Raw genomic sequence first — 22,990 nt, forward strand, 5'->3', positions numbered from 1 at the left:
TTTCTTTTGAAGTGAATCCTCAGCACGCCCCTTCGCGTATCGCACCAGCCCGATCCTGATACCGACCAGCCTGGTTTCTCGTCCAAAAAAAACCGCCGTTTGAATGTCATCCCTGCTCGACGATGCAGCCGGTTACGCGCTGCCGTATTATTGGCTTCTCGTACTAATCACCCGCTCGACCAGGGGATACTCGCCTTGCCATTCGTGTTTGAAGACTATGTGCTCGATCAAGAGCGCCGGGAACTCACCTCGCGCGGGCAAGTCGTGCCCATCGGGCCACAGGTCTTCGATTTATTGCTGCAGCTCGTCAGCCACCGCGATCGCGTCGTCAGCAAGGACGATCTGCTCAAGGCGGTGTGGAGCGGCCGGGTCGTTTCGGAATCGACGATCACCAGCCACATCAATGCGGTGCGCAAGGCCATCGGCGATACCGGCGAGGAACAGCGCCTGGTTCGCACGGTCGCCCGCAAGGGTTACCGCTTCATCGGCGAGGTCGAGGATGGCGAAACCGCAGGGGCAACACAGCCTGACGGCCAGGGTTTCGGCGCACGCGTGCCCGTGGACCCGAATGAACCCGCCCCCTATCCCCTCTCCCTTCCGGACAAACCCTCGATCACCGTCCTGCCGTTCCAGAACCTGAGCGGTGATCCGGAACAGGATTACTTCGCCGACGGCGTGGTTGAAGACATCATCGCCGCCCTGTCGCGTATTCGCTGGCTGTTCGTCATCGCGCGCAATTCAAGCTTCACGTACAAAGGCCGGGCGGTGGACGTCAAGGGCGTCAGCCAGGAGCTCGGCGTGCGTTACGTGCTGGAAGGCAGCGTGCGCAGGTCCGGTGACCGGGTACGCCTCACCGGGCAACTGATTGATGCAACGACCGGGACGCATCTCTGGGCGGAACGTTTCGAAGGCACGCTCCACGACATTTTCGAGTTGCAGGATCAGATCGCTGAAAGCGTCGTCGGCGCTATCGCGCCGCAGCTCGAGCGGGCGGAAATCGAGCGGGCCAAGCGCAAGCCGACGGAAAGCCTGTGCGCCTACGACTATTACCTGCGTGGCATGGCGAAACTGCACAGCGGCACACGGGAAGCCATCGAGGAAGCGCTGTCCTTGTTCTACAAAGCCATCGAGCTCGACCCGGAGTTTGCATCGGCCTATGGCACGGCGGCGTGGTGTCATTTCTGGCGCAAGTTGAATGGCTGGATGACGGACCGACCCCGAGAGATCGCCGAAGGCGCGCGGCTTGCGCGTCTGGCCATGACACTCGGTCGTGACGATGCGGTGGCGTTGACGAGAAGCGGACATGCACTGGCCCATCTCACCGGCGACCTCGATGGCGGCATTGCCCTGCTCGACAGGGCACGCCTGCTCAATCCCAACCTCGCCCCGGCCTGGTATCTGGGCGGTATTTTGCGTGCATTGCGCGGTGAAACAGACGCCGCCATCGAGAACCTGAACCATGCCGTTCGCTTGAGTCCGCTGGATCCGGAAATGTTCAGGATGCAGGTGGGCATAGCCCTTGCGCATTTCTTTGCCGGACGCTTCGACTGTGCGACGGACTGGGCGGAAAAGGCATTGAGGAACCTGCCTACCCTGCTGCCTTCTGTGGCTCTCGTGGCGGCCAGTCATGCGCTCAGCGGGCGGATGGACAAGGCGAAGGAGGCGATTCTGCGCCTGCATGAGCTGGATCCGTCGTTGCGTATTTCCAACTTGAGGGATTGGTTGCCTATCCAGCGGCCTGAGGATCTTGCACGTTTTGCGCAGGGGCTGCGGTTGGCCGGGTTGGCCGAGTGAGCGTGGTGCGACGGTTGATGCTGGTTTCGCGCTTGGGTGTATATCCGTTGCTTCGGTAACGGATATGTACCCAAACCCCAGTCCAAAACCACCACTCAGTTATTACGCAACAACACGTAAGCCTCACCCCCCTTACGATCATGCTGAAGAATAAAATTACCACCCTGAATCCGAACCTTCGATGGCACCCGATCCGCAACGGTCGTTTGCGAATAAGGTTGTGCAGCGCTCAGCAATTGCCGGGTAAGACTGTCGTCCGGTTGATTCGGCGTGGTAACCACACATTCCTTTTCAGACAACTGAACCGCAAGGTTTTTGTCACTGGTAAAACCGATACGGGTGAAGCCCATGTCCTGCAAGTCATCGATGCCATAACGCTTGGCTGCTTCGGCCGACCCAGCGAAAGTTGGCGCGGTCTTCAGGCAGATATCGGTGAAGGCTTCAATGGCCTTGGACTTGACGGGTGTCGGAAAATTTGGAGTCGACGTGGCGCAACCAGCAAGTACGAGAAGGCTGGAAAAGGCGAGCTTGCGGAACAACGAATTGGACATGACGCAGGAATCCTTCCATTTGAATACGGCGCGCAAACATCGGCTCGCGTGCCACTTGAGCAGGTGGGCCTGAATGGTAAAGCAAGCCTGGCCACCTCCGCGAGAGGATTAGCGTCGACTCGCGAGCGCGAACATCCTGAGACTGTTCGTCTGCCGGACCGAATTCGATACCGGGACGTTGGTCACACCGGAATCAGCGTTAACCGTTCCGGAGATCCTCCCATGGCCCGCTCGCATTCCCTACCCACCCCCGCGCAAACCCTGCTGCTCGAAGCCAACGGCTGGGTGCCCAATAACCCGCGCCTGCCGGTGCTCGTCTACCCCAAGGCAATTGCCGTCGATGGCAGCGATCCGGCGGCGCTGTTCGAGAAAACGTTCAGGGCCAATGGCTGGCCACCGCAATGGCGTTACGGGATCTACGACTTCCACCACTATCACACCAAAGGTCATGAAGTGCTTGGCATTGCCAGCGGTCATGCGCGCTTGATGCTAGGCGGTCCAGACGGTCATGTGCTGGACGTCAGTGCAGGTGATGTAGTGTTGCTGCCAGCGGGAACCGGCCACTGCAACCTCGACTCGAGCAACGATTTCCTGGTAGTCGGCGCCTACCCGCCCGGGCAGCACGCCGATATTTGCCGCGAGGCGCCAAGCGCTGAGCAACAGGCGAGCATCGACAGGCTGCCATTTCCCGAGCGCGATCCGGTGCAGGGCGAGGATGGTGCGGTAAGTCAACACTGGGCAGATTGCCTGAATGAACAGCGAACCTTCCAAAAAACCCGGGACACCTGAGTTTTCGAAGCCGCCCTGCTCTTTCAACTCCTGCAACGAGTCAAGACGATCTGCATCGGACGCAATACGTTCAGAACCCAATAGCGTGTGATCAAAGGCAACACTATCCCCACTCCCAGCGTACACAGCGCTGGGTTGTGAAAGGTATCGCCACCCCACTATTGGAAGCCTGAATCATGAAAACCGTAAGCATCGAAAACTACGAAACCAGCACCGCCTCCGGAAAATCATCGCTCGGGATCAAAACCACAGCAATTGGAACCTACGGTGCGTACTTTGCCCTCGCCGTTATCTACTTCTGGTTCGGTGGCATGAAGTTCACTCACTACGAAGCGCAAGGCCTGGTTCCGCTGGTGAGCAACAGTCCTTTCCTGGGTTGGGTCTACAACATTTTCAGTGCGGATACCTTCTCCAGTCTGCTCGGCATTCTGGAAGTCTCGATCGGTGCGCTCATTGCAGGTCGACTGCTGTCACCCAAACTGTCATTGATCGGTGGCGCGTTGTCAGCCGGCCTGTTTTTCACGACCCTGAGCTTTATGTTCTCGACACCGGGCGTGATTGAACCGGGCCTCGGTTTCCCCGCCATTTCGGTTGCGCCGGGCCAGTTTCTCCTGAAAGACATCGGGTTGCTCTTCGCTTCCATTTTCGTGGCCGGCCACTCTTTGACCACGCTGGAAAACCGTTGAACCGATGATTCCTCCCTCGGGATGGCCTGAAGCAATTCGATGTGTTCAGGCCATGCCCCCTCAAGAAAGTTCTGCCCCCTCTCCTGTCACATCTTTCATCCAGTCCCGAGGGCTGTAGCCTGTCTTGCGACGAAATGCGCGAGCAAGTGCCGAAGGACTTTCATAACCGACCTCGGCGGCGATCAACGTGATCGGCCGGCCTTCACGCAAACGCTTCTGCGCCAGGCTGATACGCCAGCTCAACAGATAATCCGCAGGTGTCTGCCCTATAACGACACGGAAATGCGCGGCATAGGCCGCACGCGACATGTTCGACTCGCTCGCCAGCTCCGCAACCGACCAGGCTCGTTGAGGTGCGTTGTGCAGTTGTACCAGCGAGCGCGCCAGCCGCGAATCGGCCAGCCCGGCCATCATTCCGGTACGCAGTTGGTTTTGATCGAGCAGGTGTCGAAACAGCAGGATGATCAGTAATTCGAACAGACGATCCAGCGCTGCTTCCCGGCCACAATGCCCGGCGGCCGCCTCAACGAACATCCATCGCAGCGTATCCGCCAGCAGTGGTAACTCTTCCAGGGACAACACCAGGCAATCGGGTAACGAAGCCGACAACGGGTTATCGATCCCGCCTTCGAACACCATCGACGCACACAAGAGTTGAGCCCCCTCGGGTTCACCGGCGAGCAGTTGATACCGGCTTGGGCGTGGCAGAAAAATCAGGCTGGGCCGGGTCAACAGCGAATCTTTGCGCTCCCCCCCGCGCAACGTGACGCTACCGGCTTGCAGCAGATGAAAATGACCACGCTGGTCGGCGCCATCGTACGACGCCATACCGCAAAGCCTGCCGTTATAAAACAGGTGTGCGCGTACGCCGAACTGCGAGAACAACGTAGACAAGCGATCCATGGGCAAATCTCTTGGCGAGTTACAGACGTTTGATCCTATCACTTACGACTTGCGGCCCGCCTGAACGCGTTTCCCTGTGGGAGCTGGCTTGCCAGCGATGGACGTCCAGACACCGCGTTCAATCAGACAGTACGCGTTATCGTTAACGACCATCGCTGGCAAGCCAGCTCCCACAGGGGATGCGTATACCCAAAGAGCCAGGCCGGCCGGTAGGCCGCCTCGCGGTGCGGTGGCGGTGGTCGCCCCCTCGAGAGACCGAGTGGAGGTTCTCGGCATGGATGGCCGATGGCGGCAGGCCCACGGAGCAGGACCATGGCGAGCCTTAGCGAGCCACCGAACGAAAGGGACAAAAGCGCTTGGTTACTTGGCGCTTTTCCAGGTAACCCGCGGTAAGGGCGGAACCAATAGCCGCCGTTACCGCAAAAACGGATATACCCCCACCCAACCCCATATCGCCGGGCTTTCTCGGACACAACCCTAAGTGTGATGAATTTCCCGATCCTTGGTTTCCGGCAGGAAGAATATGCCGAGTATGGCCGTCATCACCGCAATAACGATCGGATACCACAACCCGTAGTAGATATCCCCCGTAGCCGCGACCATCGCAAAGGCCACCGTCGGCAGGAAGCCGCCGAACCAGCCGTTGCCGATGTGATACGGCAGCGACATCGAGGTGTAGCGGATGCGCGCCGGGAACAGTTCCACCAGCCACGCAGCGATCGGGCCGTAAACCATGGTCACGTAGATCACCAGGATGGTCAGCAGCAACAACACCATCGGGTAATTGGTCTTGGCCGGGTCAGCCTTCTCGGGATAACCGGCATCCTTGAGGGCAGTGCCGAGGGTGGCGACGAAGGCGTCGTTGCGAGCCTTGAAGTCGGCGGCCGGCATGCCGGTGCCTTCGAAGCTCGGGATCACCTTGTCGCCGATACGAACCTGCGCGACGGTGCCCGGCTCAGCCTTCTCGTTTTTATAAGGAATGGCCCGTTTCGCCAGCACCGTCTTGGCAAGGTCGCAGGAACTGGTGAATCTGGCCTTACCCACCGGGTCGAACTGGAACGAGCACTGGTCTGGATCAGCGACCACCGTCACCGGATTCTTCTCCTGGGCGATGAACACGTCGGGGTTACCGTACTGGGTCAACGCGTGGAAGATCGGAAAGTAGGTCACCGCCGCCAGTATGCAGCCGGCCATGATGATGCCCTTGCGCCCGATACGGTCGGACAGGCTGCCGAATATGACGAAGAACGGCGTGCCGATCAGCAGCGAGCCGGCGATCAGCAAGTTGGCGGTCTGCGCGTCGATCTTCAACGTCTGCAGCAGGAAGAACAGCGCATAGAACTGCCCGGTGTACCAGACGACAGCCTGGCCAGCAGTACCTCCGAGCAAAGCCATGATCACGATTTTCAGGTTGTCCCAGCGGGCAAAGGATTCGGTCAGCGGCGCCTTGGACGCCTTGCCCTCGGCCTTCATCTTCAGGAACACCGGCGACTCACTGAGTTGCAGACGGATGTACACCGAGATGATAAGCAGCAGGATCGACAGCAGGAACGGTATCCGCCAGCCCCAGGCCTCGAAGGCTTCGGTGCCGAGGATCGTGCGACAGGCGAGGATCACCAGCAGCGACAGGAACAGACCGAGGGTCGCGGTGGTTTGAATCCACGAGGTGAAATAACCGCGCCGGCCCTTCGGCGCATGCTCGGCCACGTAGGTCGCCGCCCCGCCGTATTCACCGCCCAGGGCCAGGCCTTGCAGCAGGCGCAGGGTGATCAGGATGATCGGCGCCGCCACACCGATGGTCGCGTAGCCGGGCAGAAAACCGACGATGGCGGTGGAGATACCCATGATGACGATAGTGATCAGGAAGGTGTGCTTGCGCCCGATCATGTCGCCCAGTCGGCCGAACACAATCGCGCCGAAGGGCCGCACGGCAAACCCCGCCGCGAACGCGAGCAGCGCGAAGATGAAGGACGTGGTTTCGTTGACGCCGGCGAAAAAGTGTTTGGCGATGATCGCGGCGAGAGAGCCGTATAGATAGAAGTCGTACCATTCGAATACGGTGCCCAAGGACGAGGCGAAGATGACCTTGCGCTCCTCCTTGGTGACCCCGTGGTTGGGCACGTTGCCCGTGGTGGTGTTGTCGATTGCGGCCATGAGTCTTCTCCGTCTTGCTCTTGTTGTAGGCCGGAGCACCTCACTGACACTGCCGCACCCAGGCCCTGGGCTGAAGTCATCGGACTACGGATTTCATGAAGCCTGGCAACAGGCTGACCGCCTCACATCGCTGCAAGGTTTCCTGAAGCATAATCACCTTCGCGCAGATATCCACTCGCCACCCTGCTTTGACCTCGACAGACACGCAGCAACGATTGCCCGGTGCCTGCAAACGGGCGCCCCCGCCGCTCGTTCCGCAAGGTTTCACCCCCGACAGCAGCGTGCCCCGACACCGCAAAAACAGGGAGTCCGAGAACCATTGCCAACGTCGATAGTCACCATCAACTCAATGAAGTTCTCTTAAAAAATCCGCGGCGTAACATCAGCCCCATACCAAACAACTACACCCCGGAGCACACCATCATGAAACGCCAACTCTTCCTCAGCATCGCTTTCTCGGTTTTTGCAGTTAACGCTTTCGCCGCTTCTTCTGCTCACCCGGTTGTCGCTGAAGGCGGCTCGGATCGTCTGATTGAAAGTCGTGTGGCTGAGGGTGGTTCGGATCGTCTAATCGAGAATCGTGTGGCTGAAGGTGGTTCGGATCGTTTGATCGAGAATCGTGTGGCTGAAGGTGGTTCGGATCGTTTGATCGAAAACCGCGTCGCTGAAGGTGGTTCTGACCGTCTGATCGAAAACCGCGTCGCTGAAGGTGGTTCCGATCGTCTGATCGAAAACCGCGTCGCTGAAGGTGGCTCTGACCGTCTGATCGAAAACCGCGTCGCTGAAGGTGGTTCCGACCGCCTGATCGAAAGCCGCGCTGTATGAATGAATAGCCTTACCGCGGTACTCAACAAAAAGCCCGGCCTGACCCGCCGGGCTTTTTCGTGGACAAATTAATCAGTCCCCACTTAATGTCGCTGTCTCACCTGTGATACATAGCCTGATTGCGAGTCCCGTACCCAATGAGGTTTGCCCATGTTGTGTTCCCCACGCCTGCCGCTGCTGCTGACCTGCGCCCTGTCCGGTTTACTCGCTTGCGGCGCACAAGCCGGCACGCCTTCCCCGGCGCCCGCCAGTCTGCAACCGCTGCTGGTGACGATGAACGAACGCCTGAACATCGCTGATCTGGTGGCGCTGACCAAATGGGACAGCCACAAACCGATCCAGGACAGCGTCCGGGAAGCGCAAGTCATCGCCAACGCCCGGAAGCAGGCCGTTACCCGCAAACTCGACCCGGACGAGGTCGCCGAGTTGATCGCCGCACAGATCGAAGCCAACAAGCTGGTGCAATACGGGCTGCTCGCGCAATGGCAAGCGGCGGGCAAGGCGCCTGACATGCCACGGCCGGATCTTGCCAATCAAATCCGGCCACGGCTGGACGAGCTGCAAAATCGCCTGTTGCAGCACTACGCCGATTTCACGCCTTATCGCAAAGACCCGAACTGTGCCCAGTGGCTGGCCGCAGAGCGATCCGCGCTGATCAAGGATGCCCTGCATGGCCAGGCACTGATCCGCGCCACCGGTGAGTTGTGTGTAACGGACTGATCGGTTACTGCGCCTGAAACGTCTGCAAGTACGCCAGCACATCCTCGATCTTCTCCGGATCGCTGAGCCCCCAGAAAATCATACGGGTGCCCGGCACCACTTTCTTCGGCGCTTCGAGGTAAGCCGTCAGTGTCTCGCGCGTCCAGACAATGCCGGCGGATTTCATCGCGTCGGAGTACTGGTAGTCCGCCACGCTTCCCGAAGGACGGCCGAAAATGCCATTGAGTTGCGGGCCGAAACCGCCCCGCGCCGACTCGCCCACTTGATGGCAGCCGCCGCAGATCCGCGTGAACAGTTTCGCCCCGGCTTCAACATCCCCCGCCGCTGCCACCGGTGTGCAAAATGCCCCTGCCGTCAGTGCAAGGACGAAGGTGAGGGCTACAGCTTTCATCATGTTCGGTTCCAGTGAGGTCAATCGGCGCACCCGGCGCATTTTCGCGCCTACCTTACCCGATAACAGCCGCCCGCCGTGCGCCGGTCACTCAAGCTTCCTGCTGAACACGGTCGAGACGGTTCCTGAGGTGTGCCGGATCTTTTGCGCCACCGAAGCTGTTGCGCCAGATTGGCTACACGCTGTGAATCCAGCGGCTTATAAGGACTTGCAGTTTTCAACAGTAGGCTAAGCTTGGATCAGCTCATTGCTCACGATGCTCGATTCTGCAGGGTTTAGGTTGTTCTGGAGAGCGTCTGCAACAGCTATCTCAGACAGGCCCAACCCTTTCACGCAGGATTGACGTGATGACCGAGCCCCTCCTCAGTTTTGATGCGCTCAAGCGCGCTGCTGCCGCTGGTGAAATCGACACCGTATTGGTCTGCATGGTCGACATGCAGGGACGCCTCGTCGGCAAGCGATTCCAGGTCGAGTTTTTCATCGACAGTGGCCACGAAGAAACCCACTGCTGCAATTACCTGCTGGCTGACGACATCGACATGGAACCGGTGCCGGGTTATGCCGCGGCCAGTTGGAGCAAGGGCTATGGCGACTTCGTCCTCAAACCCGACATGTCCACGCTGCGGCGCGTGCCCTGGCTCGAATGCACGGCGCTGGTGCTGTGCGACGTGCTCGATCATCACCATCGAAAAGACTTGCCGCACAGCCCGCGGGCGATTCTGAAAAGACAGGTCGAACGCCTGCGCGAGCGTGGCTACACCGGCATGTTCGCCTCGGAACTCGAGTTCTATCTGTTCGATGAGAGCTACGAGGCGATCCACCAGCGCAACTATCACCAACCGAAAACCGCCGGCCATTACATCGAGGATTACAACATCCTGCAGACCACCCGCGAAGAGCCGGTGCTGCGGGCGATCCGCAAGCACCTGCAGGCGTCGGGCATTCCCGTGGAAAACTCCAAGGGTGAATGGGGCCCCGGCCAGGAAGAAATCAACATTCGTTACGCCGATGCCATGACCATGGCCGACCACCACGTCATTATCAAGCACGCCTGCAAAGAGATCGCGCAGTTGCAAGGCAAGGCGATCACGTTCATGGCCAAGTGGCGCTATGACGCCGCCGGTTCCAGCAGCCATATCCATAATTCGCTGTGGGACAAGAACGCGAAGAAGCCGTTGTTCTTCGACGCGAAAGCCGAGTTCGGCATGTCGAAACTGATGCGCGCCTGGGTCGCCGGGCAGCTCAAGTACGCCAACGACATCACCTGTTTTCTCGCGCCGTACATCAATTCATACAAGCGCTTCCAGGCCGGCACCTTCGCGCCGACGCGGGCGGTGTGGAGCCGGGACAATCGCACCGCAGGCTTCCGTTTGTGCGCCGAAGGCAGCAAATCCATCCGCATCGAATGCCGCATCGGCGGCGCGGATCTCAACCCCTATCTGGCCTTCGCTGCGCTGATCGCGGCGGGCCTGGCCGGTGTCGACGAGAAGCTCGAGCTCGCAGCGCCGTTCGAGGGCGATGCCTACGTCGATGAACATCTGCCGGAAGTGTCGAAAACCCTGCGCGACGCCTGCTCTGCACTCAAGGGCTCGAGCATGTTGCGCGAGGCCTTCGGCGATGAAGTGGTCGATCACTACGTGCACACCGCCGAGTGGGAGCAGAAAGAGTACGACCGGCGAATCACCGACTGGGAATTGCAGCGCGGCTTCGAGCGCTATTGAGAACATCATGACGGCCAAGGTTCAGCTTGTTTCACCGGTCGATGGCCGGGTCTATGCCGAGCGCGATTGTGCCTCTGCGGTGCAGGTCGAGCAGGCCCTGTCGGCGGCCGCCACCGCCCAGGTTTCATGGCAGCGCCGACCACTGAACGAACGTGCGGCGTTGTGCAACGCCGTTGTGGACGCGATGCTGTCGATGCAGGCGGACATCGTGCCGGAACTGGCCTGGCAGATGGGCCGACCGGTGCGCTACGGCGCCGGTGAGTTGCGCGGTTTTGCAGAGCGTGCCCGTCACATGATCGCTATCGCACCGGATGCGTTGGCAGCGGTGGAGCCCGCGCCTGTAGAGGGTTTTCGGCGGTGCATCAAACGCGAACCGCTGGGCACGGTGCTGGTGGTCGCACCGTGGAATTATCCGTACCTGACGGCGGTGAATACGATCATCCCGGCGCTGATGGCCGGCAATAGCGTGATCCTCAAACACGCCACGCAAACGCTGCTGGTCGGCGAACGTTTCGCCGAAGCCATGCGCCGCGCCAAGTTGCCTGAGGGCCTGTTCCATAACTTGCTGCTCGACCACCAGCAGACGTCCGCGATCATCGCTTCGGGCCGGGTGCAGCAGGTCAACTTCACCGGTTCGGTCGAGGCCGGCAAAGCCATGGAAGCCGCGGCCACGGGGCGTTTCATCGGCGTGGGACTGGAACTCGGCGGCAAGGACCCGGCCTACGTCCGCGCCGATGCCGACCTTGAGCACGCGGTGGAGAATCTGGTGGATGGCAGCTTCTTCAATTCCGGGCAAAGCTGCTGCGCCATCGAACGCATCTATGTCGATCAGACAATCTACCCGGCATTTGTCGAGCGCTTCATCGCGCTGACTGGCCACTATGTGTTGGGCAATCCGTTGGACGAAGCCACGACGCTGGGTCCGATGGTGACACCGAGCGCCGCTGATTTTGTTCGCGGACAGATTGCCGAAGCACTCACCCAAGGCGCCAAGGCGCTGATCGATCCAAAGGCGTTCCCCGCCGACGCGCCGGGCAGTGCCTACCTGGCGCCGCAGGTGTTGGTCGACGTCACTCATCAAATGTCAGTCATGCGCGACGAAAGCTTTGGCCCGGTGGTCGGCATCATGCCGGTGGCTGGTGACGACGAAGCCATCGCCCTGATGAACGATAGCGCGTTCGGCCTCAGCGCCTCCCTGTGGACGCGGGATCTCGCCGCCGCCGAACGCCTCGGCAACGAGCTCGCCACCGGCACCGTATTCATGAACCGTTGCGATTACCTGGACCCGGCGCTGGCCTGGACCGGGGTCAAGAACAGCGGACGCGGCGTCACCCTCTCGCGCCTGGGTTACGAGCACCTGACCCGCGCCAAATCCTTTCATCTGCGCCACGAGGTGTAGGTCATGAGCCTGACTGGAAACTGGAACTACCCCACCAGCATTCGCTTCGGTGTCGGCCGTATCGCCGAGCTGGCCGAGGTCTGTCGCAGCCAGGGTATTGAGCGACCGTTGCTGGTCACCGACAGTGGCCTGGCGCGCGCGCCGATCGCCACGGCCGCGCTGGAGGCCATGCGCGCTGCCGGCCTGGGCGTCGCGCTGTTTTGTGACCTCAAGCCCAATCCGGTCGAAGCCAACCTCGCCGGCGGGCTCGACGCCTGGCGCGCCGGCAAGCATGACGGTGTGGTCGCCTTCGGCGGTGGCAGCGGCCTGGACATGGGCAAACTCATCGCCTTCATGAGCGGCCAGACCCGACCGGTGTGGGATTTCGAAGACATCGGCGACTATTGGACCCGCGCCGACGACAGCCGCATCGCCCCGGTCATTGCCGTGCCGACCACAGCAGGCACGGGCTCCGAAGTCGGCCGCGCGGCGGTGATCATCGACGAACGCACGCACACCAAACGCATCATCTTCCACCCGAAAATGATGCCGCGGGTGGTCATCAGCGACCCGGCGCTCACCGTCGGCATGCCGGCAAAAGTCACCGCCGGCACCGGCATGGATGCGTTCGCCCATTGCCTGGAATCGTACTGCGCCCCTGGTTTTCATCCGATGGCCGACGGCATTGCGGTGGAAGGCATGCGCCTGGTGGCCAATGCCCTGGTGCGCGCCGTGCACACCCCCTCGGACCTTGAGGCGCGGGCGCAAATGCTCGCCGCCGCAGCGATGGGCGCTACCGCGTTTCAGAAAGGCCTGGGCGGCATGCACGCGCTGTCGCATCCGGTGGGCGCGCTGTACGACACCCATCACGGCATGACCAATGCCACGTTCATGCCCTATGTCTTGCAATTCAATCGCCCGGCCATCGAGGAGCGCATCACCCGTCTCGCGGCGTATCTGCGACTGCCCTCCCCCGGCTTCGACAGTTTTCTGGCCTTCCTCCTCAAGCTGCGCAAGGACATCGGTGTGCCGCATACGCTGGTGGAACTGGGCGTGGATGACCGGCAGGCCGACCTGATCGCAGACATGGCGATCGTCGACCCCTCGGCCGGCGGCAACCCGCTGCCACTGACCAAGGCCGGTGTGGCGCAAATTTTCGATGCGGCTTTGCACGGCCGTCTCTAGATCCGGAGCAGTCAGTGGTATCGGTTGAAAAAAGGAGCAGTACGACAAGGTGTTGAAGGCCAGCCCATTGCGCAGACGCCGATGGATTGAATCAAAACCTGAAGGGGTACACAGCATGAACCCAGCAAGCCAGCCCGGCACCGACGTGCACGACGATGACGTCAAGGTGTTGCACAGCATGGGCTATGCCCAGCAACTGTCGCGACGAATGGGGGTTTTCTCCAACTTCGCGATTTCCTTTTCGATCATCTGCATCCTCTCCGGCGGCATCAACTCACTGGCCCAGGGCACCTCGGGCGCAGGGGGTGCTGCGATCGGCATCGGCTGGCCCATCGGGTGCCTGATCTCCGGCGTGTTTGCCCTGGCCATGGCGCAGATTTCCTCGGCCTACCCCACCGCTGGCGGTCTCTATCACTGGGGCTCGATTCTTGGTAACCGCTTCACCGGCTGGCTGACGGCCTGGTTCAATCTGTTGGGGCTGGTCACGGTGCTGGGCGCCATCAACGTCGGCACCTACTACTTCTTTTTCGGTGCCTTCGGACCGGCCCTCGGCATGGAAGACACCACCACGGTCAGGGTGATTTTCCTGGCGATCCTGACCGGCATACAGGCCCTGTGTAACCATCTGGGGATCGGCCTAACCGCGAAGCTCACCGATTTCTCGGGCTACCTGATCTTTGCCACGGCGCTCGCCTTGACCATCGTCTGCCTGATCTCGGCACCGAGTTATGAGTTCGCCCGTTTGTGGACCTTCGGCAACTATTCCGGCGAAGCCGGCGGCAGCGTCTGGCCACAGGTGTCGAACGGCTGGATATTCATGCTCGGCCTGCTGCTGCCGATCTACACCATCACCGGTTATGACGCTTCGGCGCACACCTCCGAAGAGACCCGCAACGCGGCGATATCGGTGCCGCGCGGCATGGTCATGTCCGTGATCTGGTCGTTGCTGTTCGGTTGGGTAATGCTCAGTTCGTTCGTCCTCATGCTGCCGAGCATGGACGAAGCGGCGAAACAGGGCTGGAACGTGTTCTTCTGGGCCATGAATACCCAAGTGGACCCAAACATCAAATTTGCGCTTTACGTGGCGATTTTCATCTCGCAATTTCTCTGCGGGCTGGCCACCGTGACCTCGGTGTCACGCATGATCTTCGCCTTCTCCCGGGATGGCGGCCTGCCCTGCTCGAAAGCACTGGCCTCGGTCTCGCCGAAATATCGCAGCCCGGTAGCCGCCATCTGGACCGGCGCCACCCTGGCCGTGTTGTTCGACTGGGGATCGTCGGTGATCTCGATCGGGGCCACGCCGGTCTACACCATCGTGGTGTCGTGCACGGTGATCTTCCTGTTCTTCTCTTTCATCATCCCCATCGTGCTGGGCCTGTTCACCTACGGAACCGCGAAGTGGCCGACCATGGGACCGTGGAACATGGGACGCGGGTTGTATTCGTTGTTCGCCATCCTCTCGGTGCTCTCGATGGTGGTGATCTTCGTCATCGGCATCCAGCCACCGAACGACTGGGCGCTGTACATCACCATCGGTTTCCTGGTGCTGACGGCCATCGTCTGGTTTGGTTTTGAAGCGCGGCGCTTTCAGGGGCCGCCAATGGGCGATCTGATCATCAAGCGCCAGGCGGAAATTGCGGCGGCTGAAGCGGCGTTGAACAAGCAGGCCGGGAGCTGATTGGCGCAGGGATGAAGAAACGGGACGCTGAGCGTCCCGTTGTCATGAAACCCAGTACTTTCATCGCATTTTTCGAAAACTTATATTGACCTCTACGGCAATATTTTTATATCCACACCCCGATTCAAAAGATGTACTAGCCTTACTCACCAAGACTTTTCAAATAACACAAAGCAAATCGATGAGGGAACGTCATGTCACAAGTCAGAATCGGCTTTACCAATGGTCAAGTTATCAGCCTGAAACTTGCCTACAACCACCAAACGTTACTAAAACAGGATTATACAAGTTATCTACAGGGACAAGGACAACACATTAGATTCTATAGCTACAGCGAACCATCCAGCGGTGAACTCATGGCAAATTTTTCGACAATCACACACATTGAAGTAGACAACTAAACCAGTAATTAATCCTGCAAAAAGTTATAAACGCTAACAGAATGCACCAACAACACTTCATGGAGCACGACATGAAACACCTTCTTGGAGCTACAGCGCTCTTCTTTTCAATTTTAACTGGATGCGCTAATACCTCTTCGGAAAAAGAAACTCTATACCAGGTAAAAACCGATACGCACCTGTCGGCAATCACCAACTACACCAAGAATTTTACAATTGGAATCGAGGACAGGAAAACACCATTACAAATAGCGTGGAGCGTTGGCAAAGACCAGGATGGTTGCTTAAAAATAACCGACATCAAAGTAGACCGAGTTGGCGGGGATCCAAAACTCATTATCTCCAATGTCAAACACGAGTTCCTGCCTGACTGCGCTATGGAGTGGCAATCGAATGACGACACCCGGTTCCAGATAGCCGTTATCGCGCTGGAATACCAAACGACAATTGGTATAAAAAAATACTCATCCAAAGGCGCGATTGCGACGATACAAGGCAACGGAAAGATGATTGATCACAAGAAATAACCGATCCTCCGGCGCTCTGACAATTCAAGTGATGTAACCTGCCTAAACTCCATGATGGCAACAGAAAGCTCCTACGCTGGGCTTTCTGTTAGCTTACTGATTTGAAGCCGTTCATACGATCCGGATAAAAATTTATGAATCACACCCAAGCTTCGTCAACGCATCAGTATCATTGGCTTTCAAGGCACTCATACAATCCTTGAACTTTCTTTTTTGAATCTCGGCAGCCAATTCAGCCTTACTTGCCAACACTTCTTTATCATCACGTTTTTTGAAACTATCAAAAATCATACCTACGGCACCGAAGTACGCACCGATAACATCCGCGGGCAGTTTCAGAAGAGCAACAAGCTCCCCGTCTGTGTTCTGGGAGTACTTTGTTGGCATCCCGTCAATAAACGTGAAGTCAGCATCATTATTGGAGAAAAAAGTACCTGTGACTGGCAAAAAATACACGGGAGACTCAGAAGGGGAAAACAAAATCTCAGAAACATTCAAACTGTTGCCTGCTTTCGCTGTCACCAAGTAGGGAATCGCTTGCTTATAGAATATTCCAGAGTATTTCTCTTCGGAATCCTTTGAAGCGCCTGGATCTTTATTATTTTGTTGATCTATACGATCGTATCGCTTGGCGGAGACTGTCACACCGCATTGCGTTTCTCCCGCTTTCAAAGCACTCAGGGTGAAAACAAACGTATGCACACCCTTCGAGCATTCTTTGGGTGGAGGTGGAACGTTGCTCTTTGTACTTACTGTGCCGACCAAATCTCCCAGATTCTTGAACACATCACTCACCCGGCTTGTGCTTTCTGCTTTCGCAGAGCTCAAGAGACCATTTACGCCGATACCAACGTTCAGATCGTTATCTGCAAACATCGCATTTTTCTGCCGCAGCACATAACGATGACTTCTATCCGCGTACGCACTTGTGGTACTGATGGCCGCCGTAGTCGGTTGATTAGTATCACCCACTGTCACCGTTAAAATCACATCTTTCATGGGCAGGTAATAAACCAAACCATCCAGATCTTTCGGGCCAGGATCTTTTATAGACTGAACACTTGAACAAGAAGCAAGAAAAGCGGCCATGCAAACTATAAACAGGCGTCCTTTCATCACGGTTCCTCAGGTTAGTCGACGGTATGTTTTAGATCTAAACCGGTCTGAGGTGGCGATGGTTGCGATGTGACACACACCGTTTGACTCACCGATTAGTAGCAAAACGCTAGTACACCGATGGCGTATTGTCGAATACGGGTTGACAGAGCTCCCCACGCATCAGCCATCTAATCAATGAACGGCGCCGCAGCGGGGATAGAAAAGGTTACCCCACGCATTAAAAAAAGTGCCTTTGGAGGCACCCGCTTCAGGGGCGATTGTGTACTGGTTTGTATTTTCTCGGTTGATCTTACACAACGTTACATAAGCGCCGAATCAGGACACATCTGCGCTACATGAAGGTGAAAAAGTGAGCCCCGTCGGAACGACTCACATTCTCCGATGAACCCAGCGACAGATGCTGAAGAGCCCACACACCTGAGCAGGAACCCGCCATGATCAATGCAATCGACACCGTGCTTTACACCGGCAAGACCCACACGACCGGAGGCCGCAACGGCGAGTCGCGAAGTGACGATGGGCGTCTGGATATCAAGCTTTCCGCGCCTGGATCTTCAGGCAGTGGCACCAACCCTGAGCAACTGCTGGCCGCCGGCTGGTCCGCCTGCTTCATCGGCGCCATGGGTAAAGCCGCGATCGCATTGAAAGTGACGTTGCCGACCGACGTGTCTGTCGATACCGAAGTGGACCTGGGCAAGACCGAAAACGCCTTTTTCCTTCAGGCACGTCTCAGCGTGAGCCTGCCGGGCCTGGATCCTGTTGTCGCCCGTTCGCTGGTGGATGCCGCGCACCAGACCTGCCCGTACTCGAAGGCGACCCGGGGCAATATCGACGTCGTGATCAACCTGGTTTAACCGGAACGACAAGCGCGGCCTGCCATTGCGGCAAGCTGCGCTGGCGGTGACTGCTTACTGAACGTTTTTCAGCTTGACCACATCACCGGACACCTTGGTGGTGTAACCGGTCAGGACCCAGGCCCAGAACCATTTTTCCTGCACTTGGGTGTTGATCAGTGCGTCGCCGCCCTTGGCCTTGATCGCCGCGTCTTGTGCGCGAACGAAACGGCTGTTCTGGCGGATTGGAATGACGCCGAACAGCATCAGGCCGGTGGCACTGGCTTCGCTGTGGCCAACGACGGTGTATTGGCTGGCATCGTATTGCTGGGTCTTCATCGGCGCGCCGGTGCAACCTGCCAGAACCAGACCGAACAGGGAAACGGCAAGCACTTTGCTGAGGTAATTCACTGCGTAACTCCATGGGTAAACGCCCGGGATCCATCTCCCGAGCGGCGCACACTTTACCGAAGGTAGTGGCCAATTGGTATCAGGCCAGACGAGTACCCGACATCAAACCTTCGGTGAGCAGTGAAACCAGCGGATGAACCAGATGCTGTGTGCGCGGTTCGTCACCGATCACCGCCACTTCGGTGGAGGGCAACGGCGGCAGTTTTTCGCACGGTTCCACAATGCGCATCCCCTCCTGCAGAAACGAAGTGCCCAACGCCGTAATCCCCAACCCGCCGGCCACGGCAGCCTGGACGCCCATCAAATTGCTGGCCAGGCATGCGCACGTCCATTCCCGCCGCACCGACGCCATGGCTTCGATCATGATTGCCCGGTAGGCGCAGGGTGGCCGCATCATCACCAGGCGTAACGGCCGGGACGCTTCGATCTCAAAATCCTGCGCGGCGATCCAGACCAGCGGTTCACGCCAGATGACCCGTCCGCGCCGGGCGCCGGGACTGATTTTGCGCTTGGCAATCACCACGTCCAGGCGCCCCGCTTCGTGGTCCGCCAGCAAGTCATGACTCAGGCCGGTGGTGAGCTCCAGCTGCACGTCGGGATACAAGGTGCAGAAGCGCGACAACAGCTTTGGAAGCTGGGTGAGCACGAGGTTTTCAGAGATGCCCAGTCGCAGGAGATCGACCGTGGCGGGCGCTTTGATTTCCCGCATGAAACTGTCGACCTGCACCATCAATTTGCGCGCGCCCAGCAGCAGTCGCTCACCGTCCGGAGTCAAAGTCAGTGTGCGGCTGGTGCGCTCGAACACGCGCATGCCGAGGATTTCCTCGAGCCGGATAATCTTCTGGCTCACCGCCGATTGCGAACGGGCAATCACCTCGGCGGCGGCGGTGAAACTGCCGGTTTCCGCCACGGCAATGAACGCCCGCAGCAGGTCGATCTCAAGGTCGCTGGCTTGCACGATCAATTCGCCTCTCAACTGGATGCCATTAAATTTATGCGTTTGAGTTCTGGATCGCAAACTTCGACCATCGTGTTGAAACGGGCTGCGAAAGCCCCTCGATATAACAAGGACGTTCACTTAAGCGCGGCCAGCTAAATTTGTGGCGAGGGGATTTATCCCCGTTGGGTCGCGAAGCGGCCCCAGCGTCAGGCCAGACAGGTTGAATTATCCAGATTGGCGACTGCTGCGCAGCCAAACGGGTCGGTGCGACGTTTCGCTAAATCCCCTCGCCACAGATTTTCTGCCCCAGAAGATTTCTTAAACGGACAGCATTCCCCCAACACGAGGCATTGCAAATGAACGAAAACAACGCAGTAGAAACTGTCGAACGCTTCTGGCGTGAAGTCTGGCAGGCCAGGGATCCGCAAGCGGCAGCGCGCTTCGTGGCGCACGACTTCGTGATCACGTCCGGCGGCGTCGACATTGTCGGCCGTGAAGCCTTCATTGAATGGATCGGTGTGTTCCTGTCGAAAATCGAAGACTTCGATTTTGCCAGCCTCGAAACCTTCCAGAATGCCCAGGGCACGCGCGTCGCCTCCCGTTGGAAACTGGCGGGGAAAAACAACGGGTTCATCGGCGGCCGTGCCTGCCTGAGTGCGTTTGAAATGCTCGGGACAGCGGTGTGGGAAATTCGTCCGGACGGCCTGCTGGCGCACAACTGGGTGGAGCGTAACGCGCTGGAAGTGCACCGGGAGATCATCGGCCTGGCTTAATCCTGCACCGTCAGCGTCGCGGGCGGAGCCGCTCTGAACACCAGCCCCGAAGCAAACACCACGCCGAGAATCACCCCGCCCGCGCCCAGCAGTTGCCAGATATTGGGCAGCACACCCAGTATCGAAGAAACCAGCATGGTGAACACCGGCGCGAGGTTGAAGAAGATCGACGTGCGCGCGGCACCGATGGCGTGGATGCCCTTGAACCACAGCAGATAGGCAACCAGGGAACCGCAGACCGCCAGGTAGATGACCGCGCCCTGCACCGACAGTGAAGCACTGCGGATGCTGGCAATCGGATCTTCAAAAACCAGGCCCAGCACGATCAGGCCAATGACCCCGAACAACATGGAAAAGGTCGTGGTTTCCAGTGGCGTGGCATCTTTGACGAAACGCCGGGTGCCCACCATGTTCGCCGCCCAAGCCATGCTGCCGGCCAGAATGAACGCGTCGCCGGTGGCCACTTTCAGTCCGAGTAACACGTGAATATCGCCACGGGTGATCACCAGGCCGACGCCCAGCAAGCCCAGCACCAGACCGATGCCCCGACCGCGATCAATGCGTTCGTCTTCCAGCAGTACCGCGAAGATCATCGTCCACAGCGGCGTGGTCGCCAGGATCAGCGCGCCGTTGATCGGCGTGGTGGTTTGCAGGCCGAAAAACGTCGCGAGGTTGAATGCGGTAAATCCGAGCAGACCGAGGCCGATAAAGGCTGGCAGATTGTTCTTCAATGTGTGGAGACGCAACTTGCCGGCCAGACCGAAAATCAGCACCAGCAGCAGTGTCGAAATGGCAAAGCGCTCAATGGAAGCGCTGATCGGTGCCATGCTCTTGATGATGTAGGCACCGGCGTTGAAGTTGGTGCCCCAGAAAAACGTGGCGCCGACAATACCGGCGTAGGCGAGAGGCGTTGATTTTGACATGGCTGTTTCCTCATCAGATCGGCGATGAATGCTCAGCAGACCGCTGAGTGTTTCGACGATTCTTGCAGTCATGCCGACGGGGTAAAACTCCCCATTTATTCACCCTTGATGTGAGAAAACGCCCATGTTCGATTGGGAGGATCTGCGGTACTTCATCGTCTTCGCCCACGAGCAGTCGTTGTCCGCAGCCGCGCGCACGCTCAAGGTCGACCATGCCACCGTAGCGCGACGCATCAGCGCCCTGGAGCAATCGCTGAACCTCAAGCTGGTGGACCGGCGACCTCGTGCCTATGTCATGACCGAAGACGGGCAACGCATCGCGGCGTTGGGGCGACGCATGGAGAGCGAATCCTTCGCGGTGCAGCGCACCGCGCTCGCGGGGCAGGAAGGCTTTAGCGGCGAAGTCACGGTCAGCGCCCCGCCGGCGCTGGCCTGTGCGTTGATCGCACCGCGCATCAATGCACTGCGCTTGAAGCATCCGCAGCTGTCCTTGCAGTTGATTGGCAGTCTGGGCAGCGCATCGTTGTCGCGACGGGAAGCCGACATCGCCGTGCGCCTGAGCCGGCCAAAGGAGCCAGACCTGGTAGCCCGCAAGGTCGCGACAGTACCGTTCTACCTGTATGGCTCGGCGGATTATCTATCCAGGACCGCTGCGCAGGATCGGGTGTTCATCGCTTACGACGAGTCCATGGAGCAAACCCCGCAACAGATCTGGCTCAAGCAGCAAGCAGGTGACCGGCCGATCCTGTTGCGCAGCAATGACCTGAACATCCAAGCCACCGTCGCCCAGGCGGGCGCCGGTATCGCCGCCCTGCCCTCATTCCTGGGCGAGCACTATGGCCTGCAAGCGATCGAGACGATCGGCGCGGGCCTTGAGCGTGAAGTGTGGCTGGTGGTGCACAGCGATATCCGGCACACCCCGGCCGTGCAGGCGGTGATGCGTTTTCTGGTGTCGTGCTTCGAACAATGAATCAGGATTGCCCTGCAAACCGCTTCAGCGAAAACGCCGACAGATCCAGATCGCTGCTGCCACGCACGCACCACTGCGCCACCGCCTCGCCCAACGCAGCGGAATGTTTGAAGCCATGCCCTGAACAGGCCGAAACCACCAGGGTATTTTTCAACGTCGGATGCTCGTCGATGATGAAGTGCGAATCCGGCGTGACGGTATAGGCGCACACCGCTGACTTGACCACTCGCGAGGTCACGCCGGCGATGTTGCCGCGCACGTGTGTCTCGAACATCTCGCTCGCTTCGGCGGCGCTGACGGTGCGGTCGAGGGCGTCCGGGGAAGATACTTCGCTGTATTGTTCAGTCCCGACTTTCAGGCTGCCTTCGCCGGGTAACGGCGGAAAGCCGTAGTGAGACTGCCCTGCCCCGTGGGTGAAGATGAACGTCGGCGAGACCTGGGCAAAGCGGGCATTCTCCTCCCGTTCGAACCAGAACAGCTTCTGCCGACACACCCGCAACAACCGGTCGAACGGTTGCCCCAACAACTCCCGCGACCACATGCCGGCACTGACCACGACTTTGTCGGCATGGATCGTTCGCTGGTCGGTGGTGATGGTGACGCCCTGTCCGTGCGAGGTGATGCCCGTGACGGTTTCGCCCTTCAGCAGCGTCGCGCCGTGTTCCTCGGCGAGTTGCAGTTGCACGGCGATGCAGCGTTCCGGACGGACATAACCGCCACCCGGTTCGAAGTAGCCGACGGCGCTGTCCAGTACGGTGGAGAACTGCGGGAATCGTTGGCGAATCTGCTCGGCGGACAACACTTCATGCTCGATGCCGTAGGTTTTCGCCAGTTGAAACGTGCGGTTAGTGAAATCGTTGGCATCGTCGGCGTCATAGTCGGGGCTGGAGGTCATGACCAGCACCCCACACTGCTCGAACAGCGACTCGCCGGACAGTGCTTCAAGTTCGCGCCAGATCCGGTGGGAGTTACGGACGATGGGCAGATAAGCCGCGCCTTCCCCGACCGACAATCGGGTGATGCGCGTGTCGCCATGGCTGGAGCCCTGGGTGTGGGGCGGATGGTATCGGTCGACACCGATCACCCTGACCCCGGATTTGGCCAGCTGATACGCCGTCGCAGCGCCCATCGCACCCAACCCGAGCACGGCTACTTCACATCGATGTTCCATATCATCACCGTCCACAAAAGGACCATTTGAGTCTGAAAACCGATGAAAACTCAAGGGCTGAAAAAACCTTCAGTGGCGGGTGGGATCACGCGGCCATAAAACACCTGGGTACTGGCAACGACCCCTTCATTGGACATACCATGCCGC

At 58.9% G+C, this 22,990-nt stretch carries 22 protein-coding genes; 13 read left to right on the forward strand and 9 right to left on the reverse strand.

The genetic code is table 11. The features are described from left to right. Window positions 1-195: 195 nt before the first annotated feature. On the forward strand, window positions 196-1,794 hold the full coding sequence (locus tag J2Y86_RS06845) for a winged helix-turn-helix domain-containing protein (RefSeq protein ID WP_253429076.1): 1,599 nt from the start codon (window positions 196-198) through the stop codon (window positions 1,792-1,794). A 95-nt stretch (window positions 1,795-1,889) separates the two neighbouring features. Here J2Y86_RS06845 and J2Y86_RS06850 read toward each other — a convergent pair whose 3' ends face one another. Next, complete coding sequence (locus tag J2Y86_RS06850; protein ID WP_253429078.1) at window positions 1,890-2,345, reverse strand: hypothetical protein; 456 nt, start codon at window positions 2,343-2,345, stop codon at window positions 1,890-1,892. 222 nt (window positions 2,346-2,567) lie between these two features. On the opposite strand from J2Y86_RS06850, the gene J2Y86_RS06855 reads away from it, so the two are divergent. Then, the gene (locus tag J2Y86_RS06855) at window positions 2,568-3,134 is read left to right on the forward strand and encodes a cupin (protein WP_253429080.1); all 567 of its coding nucleotides are present in this window, start codon (window positions 2,568-2,570) and stop codon (window positions 3,132-3,134) included. Window positions 3,135-3,310: 176 nt separating this feature from the next. Beyond that, window positions 3,311-3,820, forward strand: a complete 510-nt coding sequence (locus J2Y86_RS06860) for a YkgB family protein (RefSeq protein WP_253429083.1) — start codon at window positions 3,311-3,313, stop codon at window positions 3,818-3,820. A 60-nt stretch (window positions 3,821-3,880) separates the two neighbouring features. Here the strand turns inward: J2Y86_RS06860 and J2Y86_RS06865 are convergent, their stop codons facing one another. Together J2Y86_RS06865 and J2Y86_RS06870 are read right to left on the reverse strand one after the other, a co-directional pair. Continuing rightward, on the reverse strand, window positions 3,881-4,723 hold the full coding sequence (locus J2Y86_RS06865; protein ID WP_253429085.1) for a helix-turn-helix transcriptional regulator: 843 nt from the start codon (window positions 4,721-4,723) through the stop codon (window positions 3,881-3,883). Window positions 4,724-5,200: 477 nt separating this feature from the next. Next, window positions 5,201-6,877, reverse strand: coding sequence for an MFS transporter (locus tag J2Y86_RS06870; protein ID WP_253429087.1), 1,677 nt, complete (start codon window positions 6,875-6,877; stop codon window positions 5,201-5,203). A gap of 423 nt (window positions 6,878-7,300) precedes the next feature. On the opposite strand from J2Y86_RS06870, the gene J2Y86_RS06875 reads away from it, so the two are divergent. Both J2Y86_RS06875 and J2Y86_RS06880 read left to right on the forward strand, forming a co-directional pair. Beyond that, entirely contained in the window at window positions 7,301-7,702 is a 402-nt protein-coding gene (locus J2Y86_RS06875) for a hypothetical protein (RefSeq protein WP_008030819.1), read from the forward strand. Window positions 7,703-7,852: 150 nt separating this feature from the next. Further along, entirely contained in the window at window positions 7,853-8,422 is a 570-nt protein-coding gene (locus J2Y86_RS06880; RefSeq protein ID WP_253429089.1) for a chorismate mutase, read from the forward strand. Between the two features lie 4 nt (window positions 8,423-8,426). Here the strand turns inward: J2Y86_RS06880 and J2Y86_RS06885 are convergent, their stop codons facing one another. After that, window positions 8,427-8,816, reverse strand: a complete 390-nt coding sequence (locus J2Y86_RS06885) for a c-type cytochrome (RefSeq protein ID WP_253429091.1) — start codon at window positions 8,814-8,816, stop codon at window positions 8,427-8,429. 344 nt (window positions 8,817-9,160) lie between these two features. Between J2Y86_RS06885 and J2Y86_RS06890 the strand changes: the two genes are divergently transcribed. From J2Y86_RS06890 to J2Y86_RS06910, 5 genes are all read left to right on the forward strand, one after another. Beyond that, window positions 9,161-10,534, forward strand: a complete 1,374-nt coding sequence (locus J2Y86_RS06890; RefSeq protein ID WP_253429093.1) for a glutamine synthetase family protein — start codon at window positions 9,161-9,163, stop codon at window positions 10,532-10,534. 7 nt (window positions 10,535-10,541) lie between these two features. Further along, window positions 10,542-11,933, forward strand: a complete 1,392-nt coding sequence (locus tag J2Y86_RS06895) for an aldehyde dehydrogenase family protein (protein ID WP_253429095.1) — start codon at window positions 10,542-10,544, stop codon at window positions 11,931-11,933. A 3-nt stretch (window positions 11,934-11,936) separates the two neighbouring features. Next, complete coding sequence (locus J2Y86_RS06900) at window positions 11,937-13,097, forward strand: iron-containing alcohol dehydrogenase (RefSeq protein WP_253429097.1); 1,161 nt, start codon at window positions 11,937-11,939, stop codon at window positions 13,095-13,097. A 115-nt stretch (window positions 13,098-13,212) separates the two neighbouring features. Then, window positions 13,213-14,775, forward strand: coding sequence for an amino acid permease (locus tag J2Y86_RS06905; RefSeq protein WP_253429099.1), 1,563 nt, complete (start codon window positions 13,213-13,215; stop codon window positions 14,773-14,775). Window positions 14,776-15,247: 472 nt separating this feature from the next. Next, entirely contained in the window at window positions 15,248-15,703 is a 456-nt protein-coding gene (locus J2Y86_RS06910; protein WP_253429101.1) for a hypothetical protein, read from the forward strand. A 132-nt stretch (window positions 15,704-15,835) separates the two neighbouring features. Here the strand turns inward: J2Y86_RS06910 and J2Y86_RS06915 are convergent, their stop codons facing one another. After that, window positions 15,836-16,819, reverse strand: a complete 984-nt coding sequence (locus tag J2Y86_RS06915; protein WP_253429103.1) for a hypothetical protein — start codon at window positions 16,817-16,819, stop codon at window positions 15,836-15,838. Between the two features lie 437 nt (window positions 16,820-17,256). Here J2Y86_RS06915 and J2Y86_RS06920 point away from each other — a divergent pair, with 437 nt between their 5' ends. Next, window positions 17,257-17,676, forward strand: coding sequence for an organic hydroperoxide resistance protein (locus J2Y86_RS06920; protein WP_253429104.1), 420 nt, complete (start codon window positions 17,257-17,259; stop codon window positions 17,674-17,676). 54 nt (window positions 17,677-17,730) lie between these two features. Here J2Y86_RS06920 and J2Y86_RS06925 read toward each other — a convergent pair whose 3' ends face one another. Together J2Y86_RS06925 and J2Y86_RS06930 are read right to left on the reverse strand one after the other, a co-directional pair. Next, window positions 17,731-18,066 (reverse strand): hypothetical protein, encoded by a 336-nt coding sequence (locus J2Y86_RS06925; RefSeq protein ID WP_253429106.1) that lies wholly within the window; start codon window positions 18,064-18,066, stop codon window positions 17,731-17,733. Between the two features lie 79 nt (window positions 18,067-18,145). Continuing rightward, window positions 18,146-19,024, reverse strand: coding sequence for a LysR substrate-binding domain-containing protein (locus J2Y86_RS06930; protein ID WP_253429109.1), 879 nt, complete (start codon window positions 19,022-19,024; stop codon window positions 18,146-18,148). A 338-nt stretch (window positions 19,025-19,362) separates the two neighbouring features. On the opposite strand from J2Y86_RS06930, the gene J2Y86_RS06935 reads away from it, so the two are divergent. Next, on the forward strand, window positions 19,363-19,779 hold the full coding sequence (locus J2Y86_RS06935; protein ID WP_253429111.1) for an ester cyclase: 417 nt from the start codon (window positions 19,363-19,365) through the stop codon (window positions 19,777-19,779). Here J2Y86_RS06935 and J2Y86_RS06940 read toward each other — a convergent pair. After that, a complete protein-coding gene (locus J2Y86_RS06940) occupies window positions 19,776-20,702 on the reverse strand; it encodes a DMT family transporter (RefSeq protein ID WP_253429113.1) in 927 nt (308 codons plus the stop codon). The genes J2Y86_RS06935 and J2Y86_RS06940 overlap by 4 nt on opposite strands. A 124-nt stretch (window positions 20,703-20,826) precedes the next feature. Here J2Y86_RS06940 and J2Y86_RS06945 point away from each other — a divergent pair, with 124 nt between their 5' ends. Beyond that, window positions 20,827-21,672, forward strand: a complete 846-nt coding sequence (locus J2Y86_RS06945; RefSeq protein ID WP_253429116.1) for a LysR family transcriptional regulator — start codon at window positions 20,827-20,829, stop codon at window positions 21,670-21,672. Between the two features lies 1 nt (window position 21,673). Here the strand turns inward: J2Y86_RS06945 and solA are convergent, their stop codons facing one another. Next, window positions 21,674-22,843, reverse strand: a complete 1,170-nt coding sequence (gene solA, locus J2Y86_RS06950) for an N-methyl-L-tryptophan oxidase (RefSeq protein ID WP_253429118.1) — start codon at window positions 22,841-22,843, stop codon at window positions 21,674-21,676. Between the last annotated feature and the right edge of the window lie 147 nt (window positions 22,844-22,990).

The organism is Pseudomonas migulae (genome assembly GCF_024169315.1).
GTDB lineage: Bacteria > Pseudomonadota > Gammaproteobacteria > Pseudomonadales > Pseudomonadaceae > Aquipseudomonas > Aquipseudomonas migulae_B.

Bases quoted from the DNA above. Each gene is read 5' to 3' on its own strand.
- J2Y86_RS06850 (WP_253429078.1), bottom strand. From the start codon at position 2,345: ATGTCCAATTCGTTGTTCCGCAAGCTCGCCTTTTCCAGCCTTCTCGTA.
- J2Y86_RS06855 (WP_253429080.1), top strand. From the start codon at position 2,568: ATGGCCCGCTCGCATTCCCTACCCACCCCCGCGCAAACCCTGCTGCTC.
- J2Y86_RS06860 (WP_253429083.1), top strand. From the start codon at position 3,311: ATGAAAACCGTAAGCATCGAAAACTACGAAACCAGCACCGCCTCCGGA.
- J2Y86_RS06865 (WP_253429085.1), bottom strand. From the start codon at position 4,723: ATGGATCGCTTGTCTACGTTGTTCTCGCAGTTCGGCGTACGCGCACAC.
- J2Y86_RS06870 (WP_253429087.1), bottom strand. From the start codon at position 6,877: ATGGCCGCAATCGACAACACCACCACGGGCAACGTGCCCAACCACGGG.
- J2Y86_RS06875 (WP_008030819.1), top strand. From the start codon at position 7,301: ATGAAACGCCAACTCTTCCTCAGCATCGCTTTCTCGGTTTTTGCAGTT.
- J2Y86_RS06880 (WP_253429089.1), top strand. From the start codon at position 7,853: ATGTTGTGTTCCCCACGCCTGCCGCTGCTGCTGACCTGCGCCCTGTCC.
- J2Y86_RS06885 (WP_253429091.1), bottom strand. From the start codon at position 8,816: ATGATGAAAGCTGTAGCCCTCACCTTCGTCCTTGCACTGACGGCAGGG.
- J2Y86_RS06890 (WP_253429093.1), top strand. From the start codon at position 9,161: ATGACCGAGCCCCTCCTCAGTTTTGATGCGCTCAAGCGCGCTGCTGCC.
- J2Y86_RS06895 (WP_253429095.1), top strand. From the start codon at position 10,542: ATGACGGCCAAGGTTCAGCTTGTTTCACCGGTCGATGGCCGGGTCTAT.
- J2Y86_RS06900 (WP_253429097.1), top strand. From the start codon at position 11,937: ATGAGCCTGACTGGAAACTGGAACTACCCCACCAGCATTCGCTTCGGT.
- J2Y86_RS06905 (WP_253429099.1), top strand. From the start codon at position 13,213: ATGAACCCAGCAAGCCAGCCCGGCACCGACGTGCACGACGATGACGTC.
- J2Y86_RS06910 (WP_253429101.1), top strand. From the start codon at position 15,248: ATGAAACACCTTCTTGGAGCTACAGCGCTCTTCTTTTCAATTTTAACT.
- J2Y86_RS06915 (WP_253429103.1), bottom strand. From the start codon at position 16,819: ATGAAAGGACGCCTGTTTATAGTTTGCATGGCCGCTTTTCTTGCTTCT.
- J2Y86_RS06920 (WP_253429104.1), top strand. From the start codon at position 17,257: ATGATCAATGCAATCGACACCGTGCTTTACACCGGCAAGACCCACACG.
- J2Y86_RS06935 (WP_253429111.1), top strand. From the start codon at position 19,363: ATGAACGAAAACAACGCAGTAGAAACTGTCGAACGCTTCTGGCGTGAA.
- J2Y86_RS06940 (WP_253429113.1), bottom strand. From the start codon at position 20,702: ATGTCAAAATCAACGCCTCTCGCCTACGCCGGTATTGTCGGCGCCACG.
- J2Y86_RS06945 (WP_253429116.1), top strand. From the start codon at position 20,827: ATGTTCGATTGGGAGGATCTGCGGTACTTCATCGTCTTCGCCCACGAG.
- solA (WP_253429118.1), bottom strand. From the start codon at position 22,843: ATGGAACATCGATGTGAAGTAGCCGTGCTCGGGTTGGGTGCGATGGGC.